This is a genomic window from Nocardiopsis sp. RV163, from assembly GCF_001029525.1.
GTDB classification, from domain to species: domain Bacteria; phylum Actinomycetota; class Actinomycetes; order Streptosporangiales; family Streptosporangiaceae; genus Nocardiopsis; species Nocardiopsis dassonvillei.
This window is the reverse complement of record NZ_LEKI01000008.1, coordinates 50,574-76,208: the sequence shown is the minus strand read 5'-3', so window position 1 is coordinate 76,208 and position 25,635 is coordinate 50,574. Positions and strand designations below refer to the sequence as shown.

Below are 25,635 nucleotides of genomic sequence, written 5' to 3'. Positions count from 1 at the left end.
GGCTTCCCCCGCCCCCGGGTTCCCGGATCCCCGAGCTCCCGGAGCGAACGCAACCGCTGTCGGCTCCCAGGAGCTCCCGGGCGCCGACAGCACAGCGCCCGCCGCCCCTCACCGGGACGGCGGGCGCTCGACGACTCCGCGGCGGCCGGCTCCTAGCGGGCGACCGCGTAGGGGCTGCGTGCCAGCAGGTCGCCGTCGCGCTCGGTCAGCGCGCGCTCTACCGCGGCCGCGACCCGGTAGGTGCGGTCGTCGGCCAGGGGCGGGGCCATGATCTGGAAGCCGACGGGCAGGCCGTCCTCCGGGGCCAGGCCGCACGGCACCGACAGCGACGCGTTCCCGGCCAGGTTGGACGGGATCGTGCACAGGTCGGCCAGATACATGGCCATCGGGTCCTCGGCGCGCTCGCCGATCGGGAACGCCGTGGTCGGCGTCGTCGGCGAGACCAGCACGTCCACGTTCTCGAAGGCGGCGTCGAAGTCGCGCTTGATCAGCGTGCGCACCTGCTGGGCGCTGCCGTAGTAGGCGTCGTAGTAGCCGCTGGAGAGGGCGTAGGTGCCCAGCATGATGCGGCGCTTGACCTCGGGGCCGAAGCCCTGCGCCCGGGTCAGCGACATGACCTCCTCGGCGCTGCGCGTGCCGTCGTCGCCCACCCGCAGGCCGTAGCGCATGGCGTCGAAGCGGGCGAGGTTGGACGAGCACTCGCTGGGCGCGATGAGGTAGTACGCCGACAGGGCGGCGTCGAAGCTCGGGCAGGACAGTTCCACGATCTTCGCGCCCAGGGACTCCAGCAGTTCCAGCGTCTCGTGGAAGCGCTGGCGCACGCCCGGCTGGAAGCCGTCGCTGTCCAGTTCGCTGACCACGCCCACGCGCAGGCCCTCGACGTCGCCCAGGCGGGCGGCGTCCACGACCGGCGGGACCGGGGCGTCGATGGAGGTGGAGTCGCGCGGGTCGTGCCCGGAGAAGGCCTCGTGGAGCAGGGCGGCGTCGAGCACGTTGCGCGCGAAGGGGCCCGGGGTGTCCAGGGAGGAGGCGAAGGCGATCATCCCGTAGCGGGAGGAGCCGCCGTAGGTGGGCTTGGCGCCGACCAGGCCGCACACGGCGGCGGGCTGGCGGATGGAGCCGCCGGTGTCGGTGCCGGTGGCCAGGGGCGCCTCGAAGGCGGCCACGGCCGCGGAGGAGCCGCCGGAGGAGCCTCCCGGGATACGGTCGGTGTCCCACGGGTTGCGGGTGACCTGGTAGGCGGAGTTCTCCGTGGAGGAGCCCATGGCGAACTCGTCCATGTTGGTCTTGCCCAGGATGACCAGACCGGCCTCGCGCAGGCGCGCGGTGACGGTGGCGTCGTAGGGCGGCTGCCAGCCCTCGAGGATCTTCGAGGCGGCGGTGGTGGGCATGTCCTCGGTGGTGAACACGTCCTTGTGGGCGACCGGGACGCCGGCGAGCGGGCCCAGTTCCCCACCGGCGGCGCGGCGGGCGTCCACCGCGCGGGCCTGCTCGAGCGCGGTCTCGCGGCGAACGTGCAGGAAGGCGTTGATCTCGCCGTCCACGGACTCGATCCGGTCCAGGTAGGCGGTGGTGGCCTCCTCGGAGGTCACCCGCCCCTCCCTGATGGCCTCGCCGAGTTCGGCGGCGGTCAGGCTGATGACGTCGCTCACCGCTACTCACCCTCCCCGAGGATCCGCGGAACCCGGAAGCGCTGGTCCTCCACCGCCGGGGCACCGGCCAGTGCCTGGTCGTGGGCGAGGCCGGGCCTGGCCTCGTCGGGGCGGTAGACGTTGGTCAGCGGCAGGGCGTGCGAGCTGGGCGGGATGTCGCCCTGGGCGACCTCCTGCACCTTGGCCACGGCGGTCAGGATGTCACCGAGCTGGGCGGCGAGCGTGTCGAGCTCGCTCTCGTCGAGCGCCAGCCGCGACAACCGGGCGAGGTGCGCGACCTCATCGCGGGTGATGGCGGTCATGGAATGCGAACCGTTTCTTCGGCGGAAGGACTATCGGGATCAATCCTATGGCTCCGGGGTCGGTCCCGGCGCCGGTCGGCCGACGGTCGGGCCCCCGGGCCGGCGCCGTCCGGCGGCTCCCCGGTCAGACGCGGGTGCCGGCCGCGGTCCCGCCGTCGCGGGCGGCGACCCAGTCGGTGACCTCCCGCGCGGTCAGCGGTGCGGAGAAGTGGTGGCCCTGGGCGGCGTGGCAGCCGGTGTCGCGGGCGGCGCGGGCGAGTTCGCCGCTCTGGACGCCCTCGGCGGTGGCGCGCATGCCCAGCGCCTTGACCAGCGCGATGGCCGCCCGGACGACGGTGTGGCCGTTGTCGGTCCGGTCCACCAGGCGGGCGGTGAAGGACTCGTGGATCTTGACCTCGTCCAGGGGCAGGCCGGCGAGCTGGGCGAGGGTGAAGTGGCCGGTGCCGAAGTCGTCCAGGGACAGGCCCACGCCGAGGTCGCGCAGGCGGCGGACCGCCGCGGTGGCGGCTTCGGTGTCGGTGATCAGCGCGTGCTCGCCGATCTCCAGGACCAGCCGGTCGGCCGGTACGCCGTGCTCGCGCAGCGCGGAGGCGACGGTGGGGGGCAGCGCGGGGTCGAGCAGTTCGCGTACGCCGAGGTTGACGGCGACGGGCAGGTCGAGGCCCTCGGCGTGCCAGCAAGCGGCACGGGCCAGGGTGATGTCCAGGACCTGGCCGGTGAAGGCGCGCAGCAGGTTGGACTGCTCCACGACCGGTATGAACTCCTCGGGGGTGAGCAGCCCGCGGGTGGGGTGGCGCCAGCGGGCCAGGGCCTCCAGGCCGACGGGGCGTTCGTCGCCCAGGTCGACCTTGGGCTGGTAGTGCATCTCCAGTGCGCCCTCGGACAGGCCGCGGCGCAGTTCGGTGTAGAGGCTGAGCCGGGCGGTGGAGTTGCGGTCCTTGCCGGGGTCGTAGGACTCCACGCCGGTGCGGTCGGCCTTGGCGACGTACATGGCGACGTCGGCGCGCTGCATGAGGAGCGCGAAGTCGGGGGCGTCGTGGGGGTGCAGGGCGATGCCGATGCTGGCCTGGAGGTCGAAGTCCATGCCGTCCAGGCGGACCGGTTCGGCGAGGGCGCCGCGCAGCCGGAAGGCCACCTCGCACGCGGAGTCGTTGTCGCGGACCTGGGGCAGCAGGACGGCGAACTCGTCCCCGCCCAGGCGGGAGACGAGGTCTCCGGGTCGGACGCTGTGGGTGAGCCTGCGCGCGACGGTCTGGAGGAGGCGGTCACCGGTGGGGTGGCCCAGGGTGTCGTTGACCTCCTTGAACCGGTCGAGGTCGAGCAGGAGCAGGCCGACGCTGCCGCCGCGCTGCTGGGCGTGGGCGATCTCCTCGCGGGCGCGCAGGGTGAGGAGCTTGCGGTTGGCCAGGCCGGTGAGTTCGTCGTGGTTGGCCTGGTGGTCGCGTTGGACCGACAGCATGGCGCTCGTGTAGAGCGCGCCGAGCGGGAGCGCGAACAGGGGGACGTAGAGCACCGAGTGGGTCGCGGCCACGACCACGAGCGGGGTGAGGCTGAGCAGGACGCCGTTGACGTGCAGCTGCTGGGCCAGGCCCTTGGACATGACCTGTCGCAGGGGCACGCGTTCGTGCATGGCCACCGCGCACAGGACCAGGACGCGGTTGACCGCGAAGTAGCCCGCCCCGGCGAGGGCGACGGTCAGGAGTTCGCCCGCGGCGGGCAGCCACGTGCCCTGGACGGTTCCGGGCAGCAGCAGGCGCAGGACGGCGTCGGCGACGCCGAGCGAGAGCGTGTACTGGGCGGCGTTGAAGGCGATGCGGTGGGGGGCGTGGCCGCGCGCGAACCCGGCGACCGCGGTGGCGGTGACCTGGGCCAGGGCGGCCACGGGCAGGCCGTGCAGGATGACGAGCGCGAGCGAGAAGGGCAGCGAGGTGGGCACGCCGTCGCCGGGCGCCTGGCCGGGGAGTGTGAGGGGGCGCAGCTCGCCGAGGACGATCATGCACAGCAGAACCCAGGTGAGCGGTTCGACGGCGAGAGCGCGCAGTTCGTCCGTCCCCAGGCCGAGGCCGGAGACGAGGAGCAGGACCGCACCGGCGGCCGTGGCGCCCAGCATGTACAGCCAGAGCGGTGTCCCGGCCCGGGGAGCGATGTCCCTTGTGCTGTTGGGATCCTTCATGCCTGGTCCTTGTGAGGGGGCCGCGGAGTACGGCGGCGCCGGACGGTGCCGCCGCTCCTGTTCGGGGTTCCCGGCGCCCGGCCACCCCTCATGGCCGAATTCCGGTTTCGGATACACCCGCATCCTGTGCGTTACTGTCCACCTTACGCGGTTTCGTCACCAACTGTCGCTTGCCGGGAACTATCAGTTAACCAAGGCCGGGCTGTGCGTGGTGAGAGATCCCCGAAAAGGTACGCGGGACCGACACGGCTGCGGGTCCGGCACGCCCCGGCTCCCGCGGCCGCGCTCAGGGGGTGCGGCCCCTCCCCTCAGGCCCCGCCCCTGACGGCCTCCTCGTCGGCGGCGTTCGGGGCCGATCCGGTCTCGGCTGACCCGGGGACGGCTTCGGTGTCGGCCTCGGCGTCGGACTCCTCGGGCGCGGGGTTGACGCGCCTGGACTCGGCCGCCTCCGGACCGGCCTCCAGCAGGACGCGGAAGCCCTCCTCGTCCAGGACCGGCACCCCCAGTTTGACGGCCTTGTCGTACTTGGAGCCGGGGTTGTCGCCGACCACCACGAAACCGGTCTTCTTGGACACCGACGCCGTGGCCCGGCCGCCGCGCTCGGCGATCGCCTCCTTGGCCCCGTCCCGGCTGAAACCCTCCAGGGAACCGGTCACCACCACGGTGACTCCCTCCAGGTGACGCGGCCTGGAGCCGTCGTCCTCGTCCTCCATGCGCACCCCGGCCTCGGTCCACTTGCGGACGATCTCGGCGTGCCAGTCCACCGCGAACCACTCGCGGATGGAGGCGGCGATGGTCGGGCCGACGCCGTCGACCGCCGCCAACTCCTCCTCGCTGGCCGCGCGGATGGCGTCCATGGAGCGGAAGTGGCGGGCCAGGTCCTCCGCCGCCCGCGGACCCACGTGCCGGATGGACAGCGCCACCAGCACCCGCCACAGCGGCTTGGACTTGGCCTCCTCCAACTGCTCGAAGAGCTTATCGACCGTCTTCTTGGGCTCGCCCTTCTTGTTGGCGAAGAAGGACACCACCTTGGGCTCGCCGGTCTTGGAGTCGGTCTTGGGCTCGGTGGTGTCGGGGTCGAGCACGTGGGTGCGGATCGGCAGCAGCATGTCGACGGTGAGGTCGAACAGGTCGCCCTCGTCGCGCACCGGCGGCCGGGCGGGCTCCAGCGGCTGGGTGAGGGCGGTGGCGGCCACGTAGCCCAGGGCCTCGATGTCCAGGGCCTTGCGGCTGGCCACGAAGAACAGGCGCTCGCGCAACTGGCCCGGGCAGGAACGGGCGTTGGGGCAGCGCAGGTCGACGTCGCCCTCCTTCTGCTGGCCGAGTGCGGTACCGCACTCGGGGCAGGACTCGGGCATGGCGAAGGCCCGCTCGGTGCCGTCGCGTCGGTCGAGCACAGGGGCGACGATCTCGGGGATGACGTCGCCCGCCTTGCGCAGCACGACCGTGTCGCCGATGAGCACGCCCTTGCGCTCGACCTCGCGCGCGTTGTGCAGGGTGGCGAACTCGACCTCGGACCCGGCCACGACCACCGGCTCCATGACCCCGTAGGGGGTGACGCGCCCGGTGCGGCCCACGCCCACCTTGATGTCGATCAGGCGGGTGGTGACCTCCTCGGGCGGGTACTTGTAGGCGATCGCCCAGCGCGGGACGCGGCTGGTGGAGCCCAGGCGCCGCTGCAGGGCGAAGTCGTCGACCTTGACGACGATGCCGTCGATCTCGTAGGCGGGCTCGTGGCGGTTGGCCGCGTAGTACCCCACGTACTCGCGGACCCCGTCCATAGTGGTGACGACCCGGTAGCGGTCGCTGAGCGGCAGCCCCCACTCCCCCAGCAGCCGGTAGGCCTGCGACTGGCTGGTGAAGGCCACGTCCCCGCCGCCGCCCTCCGCCGGAGAGTAGGCGCCCACGCCGTGCACGATCATCGACAGCGGCCGGGTGGCGGTGACTCGGGGGTCCTTCTGGCGCAGCGACCCGGCGGCGGCGTTGCGGGGGTTGGCGAAGGGGGTGTGCTCGCCCGAGGCGGTGATGCGCTCGTTGAGTTTTCCGAAGTCCTCCACCGGCAGGAAGACCTCTCCGCGCACCTCCAACAGCTCGGGTGCGGGGCGCACGCTCTCGTCCAGGCGTTCGGGGACGACCCCGATGGTGCGCACGTTCAGGGTGATGTCCTCGCCGACGCGCCCGTCACCGCGGGTGGCGGCGCGCACGAGGCGGCCCTTCTCGTACACCAGGTCCACGGCCAGGCCGTCGATCTTGAGCTCGCACAGGTAGCCGCTGACGGGCACCTCGGCGCCGGCCCGGTCGGCCCAGGCGTTGAGCTCGTCGACGTCGAAGGCGTTGCCCAGGCTCTCCATCCGCACCAGGTGCTCGACCGCGGCGAAGTCGACGCTGATGGGCGCGCCGACCTTCTGCGTGGGCGAGTCCTGGGTGACCAGGGCGGGGTAGGAGTCCTCGATGCCGACCAGCTCACGCATGAGGGCGTCGTACTCGGCGTCGGAGACCACCGGTGTGCCCAGGTAGTACCGGTAACTGTGGTCGTCCAGTTCCTGGCACAGCTCGGTGTGCCGGGCGCGAACCTCGTCGGGGATGTGGGTGGTGGTGTCGGGCGCGCTCACTCGGTACCTTTCTCGCTCTCGTGCTCGCCTGCTGCGGGCGCTACCTTCGGGGCTCGTCCCGCAGGACCCGGGCACCGGCTCGGGAGGCGTCCAGGGCCGCCCTCGCGTGGCCGGGAGAGACGCCCGCCAGCCCGCACGTGGGCGTGGTGACCACCGCGCGGGAGAGCAGGTCGGGGGAGAATCCCAGCCGGTTCCACAACTCGCGAACAGGATCGACAGTAGCGGCGGGGTCGGACATTCGTGCGGTCCGCGCGGGCGCGGCGTCGTCGGTGGGGGGAACCACCCCGAGCAGGAGTCCGGTGCCCGCCTCCACGGCCGTGCCGACCGTCTCGTCGTGGTCGCGGGTGAGGAGGAGGGCGTTGAGGCTCAGCGCGCGGGCGCCGCTGCGGCGCAGCAGGTCGACGGGGACACCCGGGGCGCAGCAGTGCGCGGCGGGGACCGCCCCGGTGCCCTCGATAGCGGCGAAGAGGAGGCGCAGGGCGGCCTCGACGCGCACCCGGTCGACGGCGGGCAGGCGGCCGTAGCCGCTCGCGGTGGGCAGGGCGCCCAGCAGGACCGCGGGCAGGGAGGGTTCGTCGACCTGGACGAGGAGCCGGGCGCCGGGGACCCGCCTGCGGACCTCGGCCAGGTGCGCGAGGACGCCCTCCAGGTGCGACTCGGCCAGGTCCCGGCAGGCCCCCGGGTCGGAGACCAGGCGCTGGCCGTTGCGCAGCTCGACCGACGCGGCCAGGGTCCACGGCCCCGCTACCTGCACCTTGAGGGTGCCGGTGAAGCCGTGGGCGTGCTCTGTGAGGGCGTCGAGGTCGTAGGACATGAGGCCGGCCGCGCGGCCCAGGTCGCGACCGGGGCTGTCGGCGACCCGCCAGCCGCTGGGCTGGACCTCCACGGGGAACTCCACCAGGAGGCCGCAGGTGCGGCCGACCATGTCGGCGCCGACGCCGCGCGCGGGCAGCTCGGGCAGGTGGGGCAGGTCGGGGAGTTCGCCGAGGACGGTGCGCATAGCCTCGTCGGGGTCCTCTCCCGGCCAGGAGCCGACCCCGGTGGAGGACGCGGCGGGCCAGGGGTAGGGGTGCTGTTCGCTCACATCGCCCAAGGTTAGGGCAACGCGGCCCGGGCGGGCGCTACCGTCGGGACGCGTCGGGGCTAACCCGCGGAGGCACGGTGGGGGGCGGCGGCGCCCTCGGGCTCCTCGGGGGCGTGCTCGGCGGTGCGGGAGCGGCGGGCGCGCAGCACCATCACGGCCACGACCGCCGCGGCCAGCGCGGCCACGCCGAGGGCCGCCCACGGCGAGTCGAGGAACAGGGAGAGCCAGGTGCCCACCAGGCCGCCGATGACCACGCCCCACAGGCCCGCCCAGATCAGCGAGCCGACGAACATCGCGGCGAGGTAGCGCGGGAAGCGCATGCGCATCGCGCCCGCCGCGAGGTTGACGGCGGTCTGCACGCCGACGGTGCAGAAGCTCAGGGTGACCACGGGCGCGCCGTAGCGGTCGATGCGCCGCCGGGCGGCGTCCAGCCGGGGGCCGAGTCTGGCGCCCGTACGGCTGCGGGTCACCCCGGCACCCAGGCCGCGGCCGATCCAGTAGGTGGCCTGGGCACGGCACAGGACCACGCCGAGCAGCGTGAAGTAGACGATCCAGAACGGCTGGCCGTCGAGGAAATCGAACTCCGGCATGGGCAGGCCCCCTCACCTCGCCCCGCAACTATGCTATGCCTTACCTAAGTTCGGCAAGGGACCGCGGGCGACGAACCAGGTGGGACAGCCCACTCCGCCGCCGTCGCGCCCTCCGGGCGGCCCTCCGGGCGGCCCTCCGGGCGACCCGTGCACACGCTCGCGCGGACAGCCGAACCGGCCTCCCTCAGACCGCGGCCCCGGTTCTGGAGGTGGCGGAGATCGTGGCCGACCCCAGCACCGTGTCGCCCTGGTAGACCACCACGGCCTGTCCGGTGGCCACGCCGGACGCGGGCTCGGCGAGCCGGACGACCAGTTCGGGGCCGCCGTCGCCCTCGCGCTGCCACACGCTCGCCGCGTATACCTCGCCGTGGGCGCGCAACTGCACGTGGCAGTCGGTCGGCCCGGTCAGGGGCTCGCTGCCGCTCCACACCGGGCGCACCCCGGTGATGGCGTCCACCCGCAGGGAGGCCCGCGGCCCCACCGTGACGGAGTTGTCGACCGGCTCGATGGACAGCACGTACCGCGGGTGGGCGGCGCCGCCCAGGCCCAGGCCCCTGCGCTGGCCCACGGTGAAGGTGTGCGAGCCGTTGTGCGTGCCCACCACCGCGCCGTCCTCGTCCCGGATCGGACCCGGCCGCTCGCCGATGCGCCGGTTGAGGAAACCCGCCGTGTCACCGTCGGCGATGAAGCAGATGTCGTGGCTGTCGGGCTTGTCCGCCACCGACAGGCCGCGCCGCTCGGCCTCCGCGCGCACCTCGTCCTTGGTGCAGTCCCCCAGCGGGAACACCGCGTGCTCCAACTGCTCGGCGTTGAGCACGCCCAGCACGTAGGACTGATCCTTGGCCGCGTCCACGCTGCGCACCAGGCGCCCGTCGACCTTGCGGACGTGGTGTCCGGTGGCCACGGCGTCGAAGCCCAGGGCGACGGCCCGGTCCAGCACCGCCTCGAACTTGATCTTCTCGTTGCAGCGCAGGCACGGGTTGGGGGTGTTGCCCGCCTCGTACTCGGCCACGAAGTCCTGCACGACCTCGCGGTCGAACTCCTCCGACATGTCCCACACGTAGAAGGGGATGCCGATGACGTCGGCGGCCCGCCGCGCGTCGTGGGAGTCCTCAACGGTGCAGCAGCCGCGCGCGCCCGTGCGGTAGGACTGCGGGTTCTTGGAGAGCGCCAGGTGGACACCGGTGACGTCGTGGCCCGCCTCGGCCACACGGGCCGCGGCGACCGCGGAGTCGACCCCGCCCGACATGGCGGCGAGTACACGCAAAGTCATAGTGGGTCCAGGGTATGCGCTCGTGGCGGGGACGGGGTCCCCGGCCGTGCGAGGCAGGACCCGAGACGGGGGGCACAGGGCCAGTACCGGGGGTCGAAGGGCAGACCCGGCGGGCAGGTACGGCGGCGCCCGGGGGTGGGGCCGGGCCGCGCTCCGGGGACGGCCGAGCGTCGGCCGGACGACCCCGGACGCGGCGGCGAGTGTGGTCGTCCGCTTCTGCGAAAATCGGGGCATGGCTCTGTTCCGTCGTCGCCGATCCGCCGACTCCACCTCCTCAGTCACCGCCTTCTGGGACGCCTGGCCCGCCGAACGCGAGGCCTTGGCCAGCGCGGTCGAGTCGGACCAGCCCGTGCCCACCGAGGTGTCCGAGCGCGTCACCGCGCTGGTCAGCTCCATCCACCCGGACATGGAGTGGGAGGTGGGCCGCGCACCGAAGCCGAGCGGCGGCCTGGAGGACCTCGACCTGTCGACCGACGTGGACCCGGGCAAACTCCTGGAGCAACTGGCCGCCCTGGACGACCCATCCCGGCTGACCGACGGCCCCGCCTACGCCCTCACGCTGCGCCCCGGCGGCTCGGAGGAGGCGCGCATCCTGTCCGAGCGCTGGGCGCGCTCGGCCCCCGAGGACCCCCGGTGGCTGTTCCGGCCGGTGCGGCCCGCCGACCACGACCAGCTCTCCTCCACCGTCGACCTGGACGACCACGAGCTCGACCTGTCGCACGTGTCGGTGTCCATGCGGGTCGACCACGCGACCGGCAGGGTCGAGGTGGGCGTGTACCACCCCGACAACATGTTCCTGCCGGAGAGCACGCGCGCCGCCTTGGCCGAGCACGTCACCCTGCTGGCGCTGGGCGAGGACGACCGGGTGCGGTGGATCGGTGAGACGGCGCCGCTGGACGAGCCGCCGCTGGACCCGCTGCCGCCCACGTCGATGCCCGCCGTGGTGCGGCAGATGGCGGACATGCTGGGCGGGTCGGGCGGCTGGGCGACACTGCACGGGCGCATCCCCCTCCAGGGCGCGGTGGAGATCGTGCTCCGCCACCCGCTGACCCGTCGCGACTTCCCGGCGTTCACCCTGTTCGTGCAGGTGATCGTGCCGTACACGCACACGGACGAGGACAGGCTGCCCACAGGCGCCTCCGCCTCGGCACTGGACGACCTGGAGGCACGGATCTCGGGCGTGCTGGGGGACAACGGCGCGCTGTTCATGCGCCAGACCGTGGGCGGCAGGCGCGACTACCGCTACTACCTGGCCCCGGACTCGGGTGTGCTGCCCGAGTTCGAGGCCGTGCTGACGGACTGGTCAGAGGGGGAGGTCAAGCTGCGCAGCCAGCTCGACCCGTCCTGGGCGCAGTTCAACGCCGCGCGCAGGCCGTTCCGCCGCCAGTTGGGCGAGTAGGGATCGGCGGGGGCGGTCGTTGACCGCCGCGGGGGCGGCGGATTACCGGATCTTGGTCCACTGACGGCTCAGGGGGCGTCAGGGTCAAGCCCGAACCCCGCCTTGCACATCTGGCCCCCAAGCCACAAGAGGCGTAACGTGTCATTTCCGCCAGGAGGATGATGCGGCCTTGGACGGTGTGCTGCCACGAGCACCATCGGGTCGGCCCCGGGTCGCCGCGGTCGGCGCGACGCTCGCCCTGTGCCTGGTGGGGGCTCCGCTGATGTCCCTGTTCCCCGTGGGGGTCTGGGACACCGCCCGCGCCCTGACGATGAGCGGCGCGGGCCAGGGGGTGCTGCTGCTCGCGCCGGTGGTCGCCGGGGGCGTCCTGCTCATGTTCTGGCTCTCGGCCCAGTGGCTGGAGAGGTCCGGCGTGAACCACCCCTTCGCGTCGGCCGCGCTCGTGACGGCCACCGCCGTGGTCACGCCCGTGGTCGCGGCGTTCCTGGCCCCGGAGGTCATGCCGCTGCCATGGGGGACGGCCGCCAACACCGCCTTCCTGTCAGGGACCGTCGCGACGCTGGGAATGGGCGCCTCGATGCTGCTGGACCTGCCGTCCGACCGCTGGCGTCCGGGGGTGCTGCCCGCCGTGGCGGTGATCGCCGCGCTGCTGGCGGCGCTGCCCGCCGTGGGGGACGCGGTGCTCGCCCGGGCGGCCGACGAGCGTTCGCGGGCGCAGATCATGTCCTTCGAGCGGACCATCGCGGTGCTGGACCACCCGGGCTGGTCGCTGGCCCAGGTGCACGAGGTGGAGGACGGTCTGCGCCTGACCTACCGCGACGGGAACGGGGCGCCGCTGCACGTGCTGACGTGGGACGGCGCGCGTTCGGCCGACGCCGGGCTGGACGAGGGCTGCGGTTTCCCCGGCACGTGGTGCCGCGACCTGGGCGAGGCGGTGGTCGTGCACCACGCCGACGGCCACCCGAGCGAGCTGCGCACGCGCCTCGGCGACGGCACGGTGGCGAGCCTGATCCCGGAGCCGGGCACGCCCACCGACCTGCTCGGGGTGTCCCGTGCGCTGCGGCCCGAGGAACCCGGTGAGCGCCGCGGCCTCGTGGAGGCCGTCACGGCGTGAGGCGCCGCGCGGGCCCGACGACGCCGTGCCCGGCCCGGCCGACCGGCCGCTGAGCGCCCCGGTCCTCGCGCTGTCACCCCGTACGGGCGTACCCCGCCGCCCCGTGCTTCGCCGCGCCGCGCGGGACCGCCCCCCGAACACCCCTCAGTGGCCGCCGGGCGGGTCCGGGAACGCGGACCGGGCGGCGTCGCCGTACAGGCGGCGGGCCAGGTTCCTCATAGCCCGGCGCATCCCCGGCGAGTCCCGCTCGTCCGAGCCGACCGAGGCCAGGTGGGACGAGAAGGAGCCGAAGAGGTGATCGCCGTCGCGCAACCCCTCGGGCAGCTCGGCGAACCACCGGTAACCGCACGGCTGGGGCGGGGCCCCGGCCTCCGTCAGGAAGTCGTCGATGCCGTGGTCGACGCCCGCCCGGTCGGTGCGCGTCCTCTCCTCCCACCGCTGGACGCGCCTTCCGCGGCTCTCACAGGTCACGTGCACCGGGGAGGGCGTGCGCCGCTCCGGGCACCGGACCGCGTGCTCGGGACCGACCGCCCAGGCGACCAGGGCGTGCCAGCCGGATTCGGGGACCTCGACGAACCTCCTGCCCAGGAGTTCGGGGTGTTCGCCGGTGTCCGACTCGTGCGGGGGCAGGGGGAGGACGGGGTACTCCGACCACGAACGCCCGCTCAGGTCCTCGCGGCGCCCGCCCACGTGGAAGTGGACCAGCTCCGCCATGGTCTCCTTCCGCTTGTCGGAGGTCCGGTGTTCGTCTCGCGGCGCGCCGCTCATGGACAGCAGCCTTCCCGGGGGTATCGAGGAGTGCTTACCACCCGTTCCTATCGCGCGGCGAGGGCCGGAACCAGGGGCGAAGGGACCGGCCGCTTGGCCGGGAGCGGCCACGTCGGCGCAACGACGAGTTCCTCCCCACCGGAGCACTCGGATCGGCGGTCAGCGAGGCGGGCACCCGTAACAGAGCGGCCACCGGCAGAACCGCGCGCACCGCGGCCGCAGTCCACCGGGCGCGGTACCCGGCCCACCGTCCGCGACGCCTTTCCGGCAGCCGGACACCGCACTCCACACAGAACACGGACTCGCGGCGGGCGGCGGCCCCGCAGTCCGGACACGGGCGGCGGCGCCCGGTCATGGCTTCGGGATGTAGTCGCTGACCCGCCGGTACCCCTCGGCGAGGCCGACCGGCCGGGTCTCCACTTGCAGCGGCGGCTCGGACCGCCACCACAGCCACGCGTCGTGCGGCGGCATCCGCTGCACGGCCTCCAACGGCAGCGCGGACCGGTAGGCCGGGCTCGGGGAGTACTGGCGGGCCGGGGCGGGCCGGATGACCGCGGGAAGAGCGGGTCCGGGCCCCGGCCTCCGCCCCTGGGACATCAGAGCGGGCAGGCTCGGCAGCGGCGCGGTGTTGGCGACCTCGTCCAGGGCCAGCAGGAGCGGCGGGGCCAGGCGCTCTCCCAGAGCCGCGGCCAGCTCGGCCGCACGCTGGGCGATCGCGTCCACCAGTCCCCACGACCACGGGCGCCGCCACGGCCTGGTAGCGGCTCGGCCCGACGATGAACGGGGTGGAGCTGGTGTCCGGGAACGCGTCGATGTCCAGGTCGACGGCCGACCAGCAGTCCAGGACCTCGGGCTCGGCGGTGGCGTCCAGGCGGTTGCGGGCCACCGAGTAGAACGGCCCGACCCGCAAGGCACCTCACAGATACACAGACACGCAAACACCCGGAAGCCCTCCCCCGGGCTTCCGGGTGTTCCGCTACGGGGAAGCGGAAGGCGGCTGCGCCGCGTCCCCGTTACCCGGCCTGACGGGCTCGGCGGGTTCCCCGGGCCGGACCTTCTGGACGGCCTGGGCTGTCTGCGTCGCCCGGTCCGCCTGAACGTTCCCCGCAAGGCCGTCGGCGCCGGGGGCCGCGTCACGCTCGCGCAGCATGCGGTCCAGGCGTTCGACCTGCTGCCCGAGTTCCGAAAGCCGGTTCATGACCGCCTCGTGCTGGACCTCCTCCAGCTCCTGGTCCTCGGCCCAGCGGGCCTCGCTGATCTCCTGTTCCAAGGACGTGACGATCACCGCGATGACCAGGTTCAGCATGATGAACGCGGTCAGCACGATGTAGCCGACGAAGAAGATCCAGGCCGTCGGATGCTCCGCCAGCACCGCGTCCGAGACGTCCGGCCAGCCCTCCGTCGTCATCAGCAGGAACATCGTGTACAGCGACGTGCCCAGGTTGTCGAAGAACTCGGGCACGGCCTCACCGAACAGCTGGTGGGCGATGATCGCGGAAGTGTAGATGACCACCAGGAGGAGTCCGATCACCGTCCCCACCCCCGGCATGGCCTTGAACAGCGCGGTGATGATCTGCCGCATCTGCGGGACGGCGGTGACCACCCTGAGGATCCGCAGCACCCGCAGGATTCGGAGCACTGCGAACGGGCCGGTGGCCGGAACCACCGAGACCAGCACCACCAGGAAGTCGAACCAGTTCCAGGCGCTCCGGAAGAACCGTCCCCGCCAGGCGTGGATCTTGAGGGCCATCTCGACCACGAACACACCGACGACGACGTACTCGATGATCACCAGATACGGAAGGGTGGAACCCCCATAAGTCATCCATCCCAAAATCACGGCATTGACCAGAATCACCGCGAGCACGATGTTGGAGAACCATTGGCTCTCGACCAACCGGGCGACCTGGGCACGCCGCAATGTCACTTCCCCCTCAGCGATTCCCGTTCCGAACGATTCGGACAAGAGACATCCGAATATACCGAAAAGGAATTCTTTGCACGCGGCACCCCAGCGCCTCGGGAAGCCCCCGGGAAGCCTGCGAACTGGAACACGGTGACCGGTCGGCGGGACGACTGGCGGTGGTTCGGGAGAGCGGGCCCGTCACTGGTATGTTCGCTGCTGGCCACGGCAGGAAGCCCCACACGGCTGCGGGCACGAGCCGCCGACAGAGCCAATGCCCGCGACCCAGGAAGAGACATGGCGGAGCTGAAGTACTTCACAGGTTCGATGAACTCGGGCAAGAGCACGATGGCCCTCCAGGAGCACCACTCACGCGGCGGCGAAGGGGTGCTGTACACGAAGCAGGACCGCGCCGGAGCGGGCATCATCTCGTCCCGCCTGGGCCTGGAGTCCCCCGCCGTGGAGGTGGGCGACGACCTGGACCTGTACGACGACATCGCCGACCGCAAGGCCCCGTACGTCATCTGCGACGAGGCCCAGTTCCTGTCCTACAAGCAGGTCGGGCAGCTCGCGGGCGTGGTGGACGGGATGCGGATCGACGTGTACTGCTACGGGATCCTCACCGACTTCCAGGGGCAGCTGTTCCCCGGCTCGAAGCGCCTCGTGGAACTCGCCGACAAGATCGAGGTCCTGCCGGTGTCCGCGCGCTGCTGGTGCGGCGGGCGCGCCACCCACAACGCGCGCGTGGTGGACGGCGTCATGATCTACGAGGGCGAGCAGGTGCACATCGGCGGCAACGAGTCGTACGCGACCCTGTGCCGCCACCACTTCATGGCCGGAGTCGCCTGAGCGGGCCAGAGCCGTGGACGCCCACGGCCACCCGAAACTCCTGACAGCAGTTTCCAATCACCCTCGCAGGGGCTAAGCGATACAAGACAGAACACATGCCATCTTACTAACCAGGAATAACCAGGAAAAGTCTTCCCTGCAGGCGCTCAACAAGGTCTCTCGCTTGCCTTTCGAAATCCGCTTCCGGGACTACACCTCCCTCGACACTATTTTTATCCCCGGTGAAGCTCACCGAATAAACAGCGCTCCGCGTCTGCGACACAACAACGTATCGACTCGCAGAGGCTGAAGTCATCCCATAGAGCGAGTGAGAACTATCAGACCAAGGGTGCTCAGATTCAGAATCCACCGAAGCAAAATACCCCTTCGCATCCGCCACCCTTTGAGCAAGAAGGCCAGAAGCCAAATGGTCCCTGTCTCCACTTGGATCACGAACGATCACATGGTAGTCAAAGTCAAAGCTCCAGGAAGTCGAATTTCCATACATCGGGTTCACTAAAAATGAACACTGACCAGAAACAACGCGACCATCACTAGCGTCAAGGTCAGAATCCAATGCGTCGTCTGAGTGCTCGCTTGAAATAGACTCGGAAATGTCGATATCAGATATCCGCGGTAGGTAGTCATCGCAGATATTTAGACCGCCGGGTTCAAGTTCCTGCCTTGGTTCCCCGGTCTGCTCGGCACCAACCGAGTACTCAGGATCTTCTACACCGGTGGAAGCTGTATTGAGCAGGAGCCCGGCTATCGTGACGAGCACTCCGAAAACCCCGAAGGCCGCCAAGGTTCCGCACCCGAAAACCGCCGCAGCGGCCTTCCACCCGTGCAGTCCCTGCTTGCTGGGCGGTGCCTTCTGGTCAACCACGGCTGTCCTGCGCCTCCAACTGGGCCTGCACGTCAGGGTGCTCCAGCGGACGGGTAAAACCCATGACGTCCGCACGATTGGGGTCATCGTACTCGCGCACCGCGATCGGTCCGCAGTTGGTGCACCAGGCCTCGACCATCAGCCCGTCACCGATCACCATTCCCACGTGCCCCGGCCCCGGGGGTTCCCCCGCCCGACTCACATGGAAGAACACCAGGTCACCCGGCTGCTCCTCCCCCTGCGAGACCTCGGGGCCGAAACCCCACTGGTCCTGGGAGATCCTCGGAATGGTGACGCCGATGCTCTCGTAGGCCTTCTGCATCAGACCGGAGCAGTCGAACCCGGTCGGGCCGACACCGCCCCAGATGTAGGGCTTCCCGCGCTGGGCCAGTGCCCAGTCGACCACGGCTTGGGTCAACTCGTCCGGAGCGCTCCCGATCGGGGCGCCCTGCGCGTCGAGCTGGCAGGCGACCGCGGCCTCGATGGAACCCGACGTGTCGTACTCCCCCTCCGCGTACTGCTCTGCCCAGTCCAGCACGTCGTCCACGTACCACCAGGCGTGGTTGTAGCCGTAGACGGCCTGCCGGACGTCCTCCTTCAGGCCGTGGGCGATGAGGTAGTCGGCGGCGGCCGGGATCGCGTCGGCGGGGTCGTAGACGCTGACGATCCCGTCCTCGTTCCCGTCGACGCCGTACCCCTGCTCCGGGCGCTCGTCCACAGGCTGCACGGGCTCGCCGCCCCAACTGTTGCCCGCCGCGGAGCCGTCCAGGGAACCGAACTGCATCGGTCCGGCCGCGCCCCAGTCGTTGTGCCCCTCGGTGATCCCCGGGCCCTCCCAGCGCCCGTGGTGGGACTCCACCTGGCCCACACCCGCCAGGATGTTCCACGGGATCCCGCGGTCCTCCCCGACCTCCGTGTAGATCCGCAGGTAGTTCTCCGGGATGGAGTTCATGGCGTAGCCGCTCGCATCCGGCTGCTCGGCGTCCGTGTCCGGCCCGCAGACCAGGCCGTTCGCCATCATGGAGCCGATCTGCTGAGTGGTGTTGGTGATCACTGGGATCACCAGCATCGCGAACATGGTCATCAGGGCGACCGTGACAGCGACGGCGGCGCCGAACCACAGGCCCGCCGCACCCCTGTCGGAGGGTCTGCGGGTGAAAAGGGAGATCACGGGGTCACTCCTCTCCGAACTGTCCGGCGTCGGCGGGCTGGAAGTCGAAGACCCTCCAGGCACCGCCGCTGCGCACCACGGTGACGGCGAACTCACCGAGGTCCTCGTCGAACTCGGCGCTCCCCGTCTCGGTGATGGACTGCGCCGTCACGACGAAGGTGACCGAGTCGGCGCCGAAGGTCCGTACCGAGTCGACCCGGGCCCGCCCCTCGGCGACGGCCTCGGCCTCGGCCATCTCGTTCCAGAAGGCGCCGACCCTGCTGGTCTCGGCCAGAACCCCGGCGAACTCGGGGGTGGCCAGCTCCTCCATCGAGGCGTAATAGGACTCGGGGGACTGGGTGTAGTCGATGGTCCCGTAGGCCTCGGTGAAGGCCCGGGCCGCCGACCCGGCTGCCTGGAGCTCCGCCTCCGTGAAGGGGAACCAGTCGAGGACGTCCACGTCCTCGGCGGCGGTGGTCGGGATCGGGCTCGGCTCGACGGTGGACAGCCCGTCCGGGCCGCCGGGTCCGCCCGGCGGCTCCTCCTGGGCGGTTCCGGGTTCCGGGGAGGCCGCGGAGGGCTCGTCCTCCTCAGCGCCCCCGAAACCTCCGAGGCTGAGGTAGAGCCCGAACACGACCAGCACGACGATCAGTCCGATGAAGACAGCCCGCTGGGCGCGTTCGGGGAGAGGGTTGGGCATCGCTTCGTGCCTTTGTTCGTCAGTCGTCGTTCAACCAGAAGGGGACGTCCCGCTTGCGGTCCCTCGTCGTGGAAGAACTGCTCTCCCCCCAGAAGGGGGTGATGGGGGCGTCGTCCCTGCGCTTGCCGGAACCGGTGAGCCAGCCGCCGTCACCGTCCCCCCGGCCCCGGCTCTCGCCGGAGGGTGCGGGACGGGCGGGACGCTGGGGGGCGGGGCGTTCGCGCCGCTCCCTCGCTGAGCCCCAGCGGGAAGCCCGGGCGTTCGGGTTGCCCCTGGCCGGGGTGTCCGCGCGACCGCCGAGGATGCCCTGTCCGGTGCTGGGTTCGGGCCGCTCGGAACTCGCGGCACGTCCGCTTCCGGCGGCAGGCGCGCCACCGCCGAACACCGAACCGCCGCCTCCACCGCCGTCCCGGCGCTCGGAACCGCCGCGGCCCCCCGAACCGGTGCCGAACACGGAGGCCCAGCCGCTGTCGCCGGTACCGGTGTAGCCGCCGCTGGGCCGGGGTGGGATGGCACCGGAGGCCGCGCTGCCACCGGAGAGGCTCGGCGCCTGGTCACCGCTGCGCGCGGGCCCGGCGGTCCGGGTGCCGCCACCGCCGCCGACCGGGGCGCTCCTGGTGACGTTGAGGGGCGGGGCCGCGTTGTCACGGACTCTGCCGTACCCGGCGGTGCCGCGTGCCCGCGCCCCGTCCGCGCGGACCGGACCGCCGTCGGCCGGGACCTCGTCGCCGACCCCCGTGTCCACACCGCCGTTCGGGACTGCTCCCCCGCCCGCGGGTACTCCGGCCGCCGCTCCGGCGATCTGCGGTCCCCGGCGCAGCCCCCAGGCCTGCGCCTTGAGGTTGGCGACCGGAGGCAGCACCACCGCGCTCCTGCTGAGCGCCTGGCTCTGCGCGGCGTCACTGACGATGCGCGAGGTGAAGGTGTTCGCGTTGACCGAGGAGAACAGGTACGCGAAGGGCTTGCGGTAGACGAAGAGGGCCACGGTGAAGAGCGCCAGCAGGATCATCTGCAGGCCCCAGCCGAGGCTGGCGGACATGACCATGCCGTAGCACATGACCAGGAGCGAGATCAGGAGTACGACGAAGATCTGTTTGAGTAGGAAGCCGATCATCAGCTCGACCCAGCGCAGCAGGACCATGCGTCCGTAGCCCGGGTGGATTCCGATGAGCAGGAATATGGGTGCGAGGAGGAAGAGCAGCAGGAAGGCGATTTTCAACACGATGAGCGCCACGGACCCCGCGAGGATCAAGCCCCCTGCGAAGACCGAGGCGAAAAGTGCGAGTGTGGCCACTCCCAGGCGACTTCCCTGGTCATCACCCGAGAAGAGGGGGTAGACGCTGGGATAGGTGGACTGAATGTCAGCTGCGATGGCTTCATAAGAATCCTGCTTCTCCTCCAGCAGGGCGTTTGCTTCAACTTCCCCATCGCGAATCTGCTGCTGCTCGATCCGACTGATCCCTTGAGCAGCGATCAGGTTCATCGCATGATCGATCGACGCATCCTCTGCGACGTCACCGTTTCCGAATTGCCCTGAAACCCAAGGCTGACATACCAAACTCGACCAAAGCATGTCCGCGTTACGTCTGACCTGGAAGTCAGCTTCCGATTCCCAGTCCGCACGCTCCGGAGGTTCTGCACCAGGTGGGCAGGTCCCCGACCCTCCCCCATAGGGGATCTGCCCGACCGTACTGGTCACCAGCTGGCTGCCGGAGTTCACCAGGCCGCTGGCCATACCCATGATCTGGGCCGGGTTGACGAGGATCCACAACCCCAGGGCCGTCGCCCCGATCATCCAGATACTCGACTCGATCGTGAGCGTCATCCTCTTCCGGATGAGCCCGTACCAGCCCAACCACAGGGCGCCGAGGATGACGACGGTGGGGATCAGCGGGCGCCAGATCCCCTCCCGCAGCGTGACGACCACGTTCTCGACGAGTTCGTTGAAACTGGCGAGGAGACCGTCGGAGGTCGCGGCCTGGTACACCGTGATCGTCGACTGGTTGATGGTCTTGGACAGGTCCCAGGCCGTGTTGGCCAGGGTCGCCTGCGCGCCGTTGCTGATCCCGTCGACGCAGGACTCCGTGATCATGTGCCACTGCTGTCCGGCCGTGCCGTACTGGCCGTACATGCTGGCATCGGGAGGGAGTCCGTCAGGAGCGCCTTCAACAGCTGACTGAGACCTTGGGGGCACGAGCAGGCCGTCGGAACCGCTTCCCGCCGACTCCGGCAGCGGCGCGGGCTCGCCCGGGCACAACGGGTTCGCCTGCGCCCCGCTGAGGGGCAGTACGACGAGACCGGTCAGCATGAGGAACGTCATCAGGAGGCGTCGCCATCCCCGCCGTCGGACGTGCTGATGCGTCATCTGCTGGCTCCTGCGTCGTGGTTCGGCCGAAGGCGATGTTCGCAGACACCGGGGCCCCGTCGACGCGCCCGTGCACACGTGCACACCGCACGCGGTCGTGCGCGAACGCAAGGCCCCCGCATGTCTCTACCCCATCCTCTATGGTGCGTCATCACCGGGTCGGGGAACGGTCGCAACGCGTCGGGTTTTCCCCTTCTCTCCCCCGATGCGGCCAGACCTTGGAGGACAAAGACCACCTCTGTCAACGTTTACGCAGGTAGTGGGCGCGAACGGTCTTCCGAAACACCCGGAAACCACAAGGCCACAATTTCCTAGCCGCCTCCACACTATGAGGGGCGTCACATCTAGTTTCATCACAAAAAGCGGACATCAGACCATCAAACGGACTGATACCCGATGCCAGAACCGCCTTCGGTGGAACCCCGAGCCCGCATTGCCGCAGGACCGAAACCTGACCTAGGTCCACAACGGCATCGCCCTGTTCCCTTCCGCCTCAACAGTCCCTCCCGGCCTGCACAGTCCCTCGTCCCCCTGTCGGCCACCGCGTTGGACCCGCCCGGCTGGGGGGGAGGGCCCGGTTCCGCGAGGCCCCCGGGCAGCGGGCGTCGGACGGGGGCCCGCCGCCTCCCCTGCGCGGCACGCCCGCCGCGCAGGTGACCGCTACCGGCCACCCCCACACCAAGGCGTGGGGAACTGCCGGCAATCGGGGGAGAATGGTTCAGGAAACATGGACGAGTGTCACAAAGTGCTGCTGTAGGGCTTTTCTCGGATAGATTGTCCTGCGCATCGTCACCCCTCTCCCGCCCCCCGAAGGGATGCGCGCCTATGTCCGGCTCCGGCAACTCCTCCGTCGGCCGCTACGAGCTGCGGGAGAGGCTCGGCGCCGGCGGGATGGGCACCGTGTGGCGCGCCTGGGATCCCTCACTCCAGCGCGACGTGGCCATCAAGGAGGTCCTCCTCCCCCAGGGCATGGACCGCGAGGCCCGCGCCGAGGCGCACGCCCGCACCCTGCGCGAGGCCCAGGCCACCGCGCGGATCAGCGACACGGCGGTGGTGACGGTCCACGACGTCCTCGAACACGAGGACAGCCCGTGGATCGTGATGGAGCTGCTCAGCGGCAAGTCCCTCCAGTACCGACTGGACCACCACGGTCCGATGCCGGTGGAGCGGGTCGAGGAGGCCGCCAGGTCACTGCTCGGGGGCCTGAAGGCGGTGCACGCGGGCGGGGTCACCCACCGCGACGTCAAGCCCGCCAACATCATGCTCACCGACGACGACCGGACCGTGCTGACCGACTTCGGGATCGCGAACGTCGACGGCGGCGCCGCCCTCACCCAGACCGGCGTGTACATCGGTTCGCCCGAGTACATGGCGCCGGAGCGGTTCGAGGGCAAGCGCGCGCTGCCCGCGTCAGACCTGTGGAGCCTGGGCGTCACCCTGTACGCGCTCCTGGAGGGCCGCTCGCCCTTCAAACGGGAGAGCGTCACAGGGATCATCAGCGCGGTGCTGACCGCACCGATGCCCCCGCGGCTGTCGTTGGACGACGTGGAGCACAGCCCCGCGAGCGCGCCGCTGCGGGCGCTGATAGCGGCGCTGTTGGCCAGGGACGCGTCGGCGCGGCCCAGCCCCGCCGAGGCGCTGGCCCTCCTGGAGCGGGAGAGACAGGCGCAGGAGGACGGCGGCGTCGGCGCCCGGGCGCAGGACTCCCCCGACGGCGGGGGCCGACCCGTTCCCCCCACCGGCCCCCAGGGCGCGGACAGCGGGTCGTGGAAGGCTCCGGGGAGCGAGGCCCGGAGCGGGTCCGGCGGCGCCGTGCCCACCGGTCCTTCGGGGGGTTATCGACCGCCGTCCCCCGCCGCCGGTCAGGGAAGCCCTGGCCGGGGCGCTCCCGGCTCCGGCCCCCACCCGCCGTGGCACGCGGCCCCGGGCGGACCCAACGGGCCCGGGTTCGCGGGCGGCCCCAACGGACCCGGCGGACCTCAGGGCGGACCGGGCGCCCCGGCGTTCCCGAGCGGACCCCACAGCCCGGGCGGCACCAACGGGCCCGGGTTCGCGGGCGGGCACCACAACCCCGCGTCCCCCTCCGGTCCCAACGGCCCCGGTTTCCCGGGCGGGCGCACCGGTCCGAACCTCGTCGGCGGCACGGCCGCGCACGGCCCCGGCACGGGTCCGGGGGCCTACCCGCAGGCGCCGCACGCGACCGGCCACCAGCCCGGGCCGCAGTTCGCCCCGCCCCCCGGGGCGACCGACCAGTTCTCCCTCCCCTTCCCCTCCGCGGGCACTCCGACGGGGCGGGGCCCGCTGCCCGGCCAGCCGGTCGGCGGCCCGGGGCACCCGGGGATGTTCCCCGGGCACGGCGGCCCGGCCACCGGTGCCCGGATGCCGTGGGAGCGCCCCCGGAGGGGCATGCCCGCGACCGTGGTCACCGCGGCCGTGATGCTGGTCCTCAACGGGCTCTACCTGCTGGTCCTCGCGATGCTGTTCACCGTGGAGTCCACCAGCGGGGCCGAGGTGAACGGGGCCTCCGTGGCCCAGCTCTACGTCTGGGGTCTGCTGTCGACGGTCGCGGCGCCCGCCCTGATGACCCGGTCGCGGCTGGTCTACGGGGGCGTCGTGCTCCTGCAGATGGTGGCGGCGGTGGTCCTGGTGCTCAACATGTTCACGGTGGTGGTCTACGCCCCCGAACAGCTGCCGGTCTACGTTCTGGTGCTGCTGGTGAACCTGGCGGTCGCGGGCCTGCTGCTGATTCCGGCGCGGGCGCGGGCCCACTTCGGGTTCGGGGCGGGCTTCCGCTGACATCGCCCCTGGAGCCTTCGCGCAGGCCCCGGGGGCCGGGCGCGCCGTTTCCCACGGCGCCGTGGGCGCCGGGGCGCGGAGGCGGTGGCATGCTGCTCGCTATGCACGAGAAACCGCGGGACCGGGGGGACGGGGCGGTGTCGGGGCTGTGGGGGCGCGTCGCGTGCGCCTGGGCGGTCGCCTTCGCCGTGCTCCACCTCTACTGGGCGCTGGGCGGCGACTGGGGTCTGGGCGTCTCGGCGGGCCCCGTGTCCGCGGAACGCCCAAGGTGGTTCGTGGCGGTGGGCCCGTGGGGTGTGGGGCTGCTGTGCCTCGTCGGCGGCGCACTGGGCTGGCTCCTCTCGAGACCGCGACCCACCGGCCCGACGGGAGGGGTGGTCAGGACCCTGGGTTGGTGCGTCTGCGCCGTGCTGCTGCTGCGCGCCGTCACCGTCGAGGTGATGCTGCTGGCCGACACCGCGGGCAGGGAGATCACCGTCAGCCCGGAACAGCGGATGTGGACGCTGCTGCTGTGGAACCCCTGGTTCCTGGTCGGCGGACTCGTCTTCGGTCTGGCCGCGCTGGGGTTCGCGCGAACGCGCGCAGCCGCCAGCGGCGGCTCCTGAGAGCGCGCCGCGGGACACCGGTCAGCGCCGAGGACCACCGCGGGGACCGGTCGCGGGCGTGGGGCCGACCGGCCCCTGCGCCGCTTCCGGACCGCTCACCAGTGGGTGACCTTCAGCTCTCCCAGGTCCCCCAGGGCGACGCGCCCCTCCTCCGCTAGGACGCGCACCGTCTCCTCCGCCTCGGAGAGGGTGACGTGGCGGCCCCGAGACACCGCCTCGGAGGGCGAGGGGGTCTCCATCCACAGCCGGGGGCCGCTCTCCCAAACCATCTGCACGACGGCGCCGCCGGGAGCGCTGAAGACAGCGAACGTGCCCTTGATCGGGGTGAGGCGGTGGACGACCAGGCGCGCGGCGGCCGTCTCCAGGGGTTCGGCGTAGTCCATGAAGCCGAGGCCCTCCTCGGCGGCGTCCGCGTAGTGGACCTCCAGCAGCCCGGTGTGGGCGGAGCGGGCCTCCTCGCGCGGCCAGACGGCCCCCACCACCCAGCGGCTGAGGGGCTCCTCCACGCGTTCGCGGGACAAGGCCGGCCCGTGCCGGACACGCAGGAGGTCGAAGTCGCGTTCGAGGGCGATGGTGTGGCCCCGGTCGCTGCTCAGCGTGGCGACGAAGAAGCGCGGCAGCCAGGGCAGGACCATCCGGGACAGTTCGCGGACGCTCACACGGCCCTGGTAGTGGGAGACCCACTCGGGGACCTCGTAGGGCCCCGGGTTGTTGAAGGACACGTGGACCATGGGCTCGCCGTCCACGGCGGGTCCGGGAAAGGCGGCCCCGCGGCCGAAGCGGCGGCGGTTCCAGTCCATGCCGACGTGGAGCTTGCGGTCGGGGTCGCCGTCCCACTCGACAGTGAGCCCGTGGGCGCGCAGGGCCTCGGCGACCTCCTCGCCGACGGCCGCGCGGCGGATCGGGTGGCTGGCCCCGAAGCCGATGGTGAGCGAGGACCCCGCGACCGCGTGCGCGGCGTCCTGGTCGTGGTAGAACGCGTACCCGCGTGCGGGGGTGTCGGCGGGCCGGGAGTTGCGGGCGGCGAGTTCACCCTCCAGGGCGGTCCTGGCGCAGCGCTCGCAGCAGGTGAACTCCTCGCGGGCGATGACGCCGGACTCGTCCAGGGAGCGGAAGGCGCGTGTGAGGCGCTCTCCGTCGGTGCGGGCGGGCCAGCGGCGCTGGCGCTGGACGTGCTCGGCCAGGGCCCGGTCCACGTGGTCGTGGAGCTGGGCGGAGGCCTGGCGGACCTCCCGCCCGCCGGGGTCGCCGTCCTCCAGCGTGTCGAGCAGGCTCCGGCGGGCGTCCCGGAGGAGTTCGACGAACCCGTCCCGGCCCGAGGCGACCCCGACCGCCACCGTCTCCTTGGCGGAGGTGAGGGGGTGGACGCTCTCCCTGACTTCACTCATTCGCCCAATGTGTCAGAAGCGGGAGGTGTTTGGGGACGATTGCCGAA

At 71.6% G+C, this 25,635-nt stretch carries 20 protein-coding genes; 5 read left to right on the top strand and 15 right to left on the bottom strand.

Annotated elements, in window-relative coordinates; translation table 11 throughout:
* Positions 1–152: 152 nt before the first annotated feature.
* The 7 genes from gatA to mnmA all read right to left on the bottom strand — a co-directional run bounded on the left by gatA (position 153) and on the right by mnmA (position 9,686).
* Positions 153–1,652 (bottom strand): Asp-tRNA(Asn)/Glu-tRNA(Gln) amidotransferase subunit GatA, encoded by a 1,500-nt coding sequence (gene gatA, locus ABD54_RS03055; RefSeq protein WP_047867903.1) that lies wholly within the window; start codon positions 1,650–1,652, stop codon positions 153–155.
* A 2-nt stretch (positions 1,653–1,654) separates the two neighbouring features.
* Positions 1,655–1,954, bottom strand: coding sequence for an Asp-tRNA(Asn)/Glu-tRNA(Gln) amidotransferase subunit GatC (gene gatC, locus ABD54_RS03050; RefSeq protein ID WP_013151219.1), 300 nt, complete (start codon positions 1,952–1,954; stop codon positions 1,655–1,657).
* Between the two features lie 124 nt (positions 1,955–2,078).
* Positions 2,079–4,127, bottom strand: a complete 2,049-nt coding sequence (locus ABD54_RS03045; RefSeq protein ID WP_047867902.1) for a bifunctional diguanylate cyclase/phosphodiesterase — start codon at positions 4,125–4,127, stop codon at positions 2,079–2,081.
* Between the two features lie 308 nt (positions 4,128–4,435).
* Complete coding sequence (gene ligA / locus ABD54_RS03040) at positions 4,436–6,739, bottom strand: NAD-dependent DNA ligase LigA (RefSeq protein ID WP_047867901.1); 2,304 nt, start codon at positions 6,737–6,739, stop codon at positions 4,436–4,438.
* A gap of 40 nt (positions 6,740–6,779) precedes the next feature.
* Positions 6,780–7,823 (bottom strand): methionine synthase, encoded by a 1,044-nt coding sequence (locus tag ABD54_RS03035; protein ID WP_047867900.1) that lies wholly within the window; start codon positions 7,821–7,823, stop codon positions 6,780–6,782.
* A 59-nt stretch (positions 7,824–7,882) separates the two neighbouring features.
* Positions 7,883–8,413 (bottom strand): DedA family protein, encoded by a 531-nt coding sequence (locus ABD54_RS03030; RefSeq protein WP_047867899.1) that lies wholly within the window; start codon positions 8,411–8,413, stop codon positions 7,883–7,885.
* A gap of 184 nt (positions 8,414–8,597) precedes the next feature.
* Complete coding sequence (gene mnmA / locus ABD54_RS03025; protein WP_235431949.1) at positions 8,598–9,686, bottom strand: tRNA 2-thiouridine(34) synthase MnmA; 1,089 nt, start codon at positions 9,684–9,686, stop codon at positions 8,598–8,600.
* A gap of 232 nt (positions 9,687–9,918) precedes the next feature.
* Between mnmA and ABD54_RS03020 the strand changes: the two genes are divergently transcribed.
* Positions 9,919–11,085 (top strand): DUF695 domain-containing protein, encoded by a 1,167-nt coding sequence (locus tag ABD54_RS03020; RefSeq protein ID WP_047867897.1) that lies wholly within the window; start codon positions 9,919–9,921, stop codon positions 11,083–11,085.
* A 178-nt stretch (positions 11,086–11,263) separates the two neighbouring features.
* Positions 11,264–12,199, top strand: coding sequence for a hypothetical protein (locus ABD54_RS03015; RefSeq protein ID WP_235431951.1), 936 nt, complete (start codon positions 11,264–11,266; stop codon positions 12,197–12,199).
* 144 nt (positions 12,200–12,343) lie between these two features.
* On the opposite strand, the gene ABD54_RS03010 is transcribed toward ABD54_RS03015, so the two are convergent.
* The 3 genes from ABD54_RS03010 to ABD54_RS03000 all read right to left on the bottom strand — a co-directional run bounded on the left by ABD54_RS03010 (position 12,344) and on the right by ABD54_RS03000 (position 14,804).
* Positions 12,344–12,913, bottom strand: a complete 570-nt coding sequence (locus ABD54_RS03010) for a DUF5956 family protein (protein WP_235431948.1) — start codon at positions 12,911–12,913, stop codon at positions 12,344–12,346.
* Between the two features lie 405 nt (positions 12,914–13,318).
* Positions 13,319–13,690, bottom strand: coding sequence for a hypothetical protein (locus tag ABD54_RS26930; protein ID WP_053063512.1), 372 nt, complete (start codon positions 13,688–13,690; stop codon positions 13,319–13,321).
* A gap of 253 nt (positions 13,691–13,943) precedes the next feature.
* Positions 13,944–14,804: an ion transporter gene (locus ABD54_RS03000; protein WP_235431950.1), complete on the bottom strand. Its 861-nt coding sequence runs from the start codon at positions 14,802–14,804 to the stop codon at positions 13,944–13,946.
* Positions 14,805–15,167: 363 nt separating this feature from the next.
* Here ABD54_RS03000 and ABD54_RS02995 point away from each other — a divergent pair, with 363 nt between their 5' ends.
* The gene (locus tag ABD54_RS02995) at positions 15,168–15,719 is read left to right on the top strand and encodes a thymidine kinase (RefSeq protein WP_013151206.1); all 552 of its coding nucleotides are present in this window, start codon (positions 15,168–15,170) and stop codon (positions 15,717–15,719) included.
* Between the two features lie 106 nt (positions 15,720–15,825).
* Here the strand turns inward: ABD54_RS02995 and ABD54_RS27715 are convergent, their stop codons facing one another.
* Genes ABD54_RS27715 through ABD54_RS02980 form a run of 4 tightly spaced genes read right to left on the bottom strand, consistent with a single transcriptional unit; the run spans position 15,826 to position 20,799 of the window.
* On the bottom strand, positions 15,826–16,584 hold the full coding sequence (locus ABD54_RS27715) for a hypothetical protein (protein ID WP_152691978.1): 759 nt from the start codon (positions 16,582–16,584) through the stop codon (positions 15,826–15,828).
* Positions 16,577–17,755 (bottom strand): bifunctional lysozyme/C40 family peptidase, encoded by a 1,179-nt coding sequence (locus ABD54_RS02990; protein ID WP_047867893.1) that lies wholly within the window; start codon positions 17,753–17,755, stop codon positions 16,577–16,579. Before ABD54_RS02990 ends, ABD54_RS27715 begins: the two co-directional genes overlap by 8 nt.
* A 4-nt stretch (positions 17,756–17,759) precedes the next feature.
* Positions 17,760–18,434: a hypothetical protein gene (locus ABD54_RS02985; protein ID WP_047867892.1), complete on the bottom strand. Its 675-nt coding sequence runs from the start codon at positions 18,432–18,434 to the stop codon at positions 17,760–17,762.
* A gap of 19 nt (positions 18,435–18,453) precedes the next feature.
* A complete protein-coding gene (locus ABD54_RS02980; protein WP_082166657.1) occupies positions 18,454–20,799 on the bottom strand; it encodes a type IV secretion system protein in 2,346 nt (781 codons plus the stop codon).
* 825 nt (positions 20,800–21,624) lie between these two features.
* Here ABD54_RS02980 and ABD54_RS29320 point away from each other — a divergent pair.
* Together ABD54_RS29320 and ABD54_RS02960 are read left to right on the top strand one after the other, a co-directional pair.
* Positions 21,625–23,595 (top strand): serine/threonine protein kinase, encoded by a 1,971-nt coding sequence (locus ABD54_RS29320; protein WP_082166656.1) that lies wholly within the window; start codon positions 21,625–21,627, stop codon positions 23,593–23,595.
* 101 nt (positions 23,596–23,696) lie between these two features.
* The gene (locus ABD54_RS02960; protein ID WP_082166660.1) at positions 23,697–24,200 is read left to right on the top strand and encodes a DUF3995 domain-containing protein; all 504 of its coding nucleotides are present in this window, start codon (positions 23,697–23,699) and stop codon (positions 24,198–24,200) included.
* 95 nt (positions 24,201–24,295) lie between these two features.
* Here ABD54_RS02960 and ABD54_RS02955 read toward each other — a convergent pair whose 3' ends face one another.
* The gene (locus tag ABD54_RS02955) at positions 24,296–25,588 is read right to left on the bottom strand and encodes a DUF6891 domain-containing protein (protein WP_047867890.1); all 1,293 of its coding nucleotides are present in this window, start codon (positions 25,586–25,588) and stop codon (positions 24,296–24,298) included.
* Positions 25,589–25,635 lie beyond the last annotated feature (47 nt).

Bases quoted from the DNA above. Each gene is read 5' to 3' on its own strand.
- ABD54_RS03045 (WP_047867902.1), bottom strand. From the start codon at position 4,127: ATGAAGGATCCCAACAGCACAAGGGACATCGCTCCCCGGGCCGGGACA.
- ABD54_RS02995 (WP_013151206.1), top strand. From the start codon at position 15,168: ATGGCGGAGCTGAAGTACTTCACAGGTTCGATGAACTCGGGCAAGAGC.
- ABD54_RS03030 (WP_047867899.1), bottom strand. From the start codon at position 8,413: ATGCCGGAGTTCGATTTCCTCGACGGCCAGCCGTTCTGGATCGTCTAC.
- ABD54_RS03020 (WP_047867897.1), top strand. From the start codon at position 9,919: ATGGCTCTGTTCCGTCGTCGCCGATCCGCCGACTCCACCTCCTCAGTC.
- ABD54_RS03010 (WP_235431948.1), bottom strand. From the start codon at position 12,913: ATGGCGGAGCTGGTCCACTTCCACGTGGGCGGGCGCCGCGAGGACCTG.
- ABD54_RS02985 (WP_047867892.1), bottom strand. From the start codon at position 18,434: ATGCCCAACCCTCTCCCCGAACGCGCCCAGCGGGCTGTCTTCATCGGA.
- gatC (WP_013151219.1), bottom strand. From the start codon at position 1,954: ATGACCGCCATCACCCGCGATGAGGTCGCGCACCTCGCCCGGTTGTCG.
- ABD54_RS02955 (WP_047867890.1), bottom strand. From the start codon at position 25,588: ATGAGTGAAGTCAGGGAGAGCGTCCACCCCCTCACCTCCGCCAAGGAG.
- ABD54_RS29320 (WP_082166656.1), top strand. From the start codon at position 21,625: ATGTCCGGCTCCGGCAACTCCTCCGTCGGCCGCTACGAGCTGCGGGAG.
- ABD54_RS02980 (WP_082166657.1), bottom strand. From the start codon at position 20,799: ATGACGCATCAGCACGTCCGACGGCGGGGATGGCGACGCCTCCTGATG.
- mnmA (WP_235431949.1), bottom strand. From the start codon at position 9,686: ATGACTTTGCGTGTACTCGCCGCCATGTCGGGCGGGGTCGACTCCGCG.
- ABD54_RS02960 (WP_082166660.1), top strand. From the start codon at position 23,697: ATGCACGAGAAACCGCGGGACCGGGGGGACGGGGCGGTGTCGGGGCTG.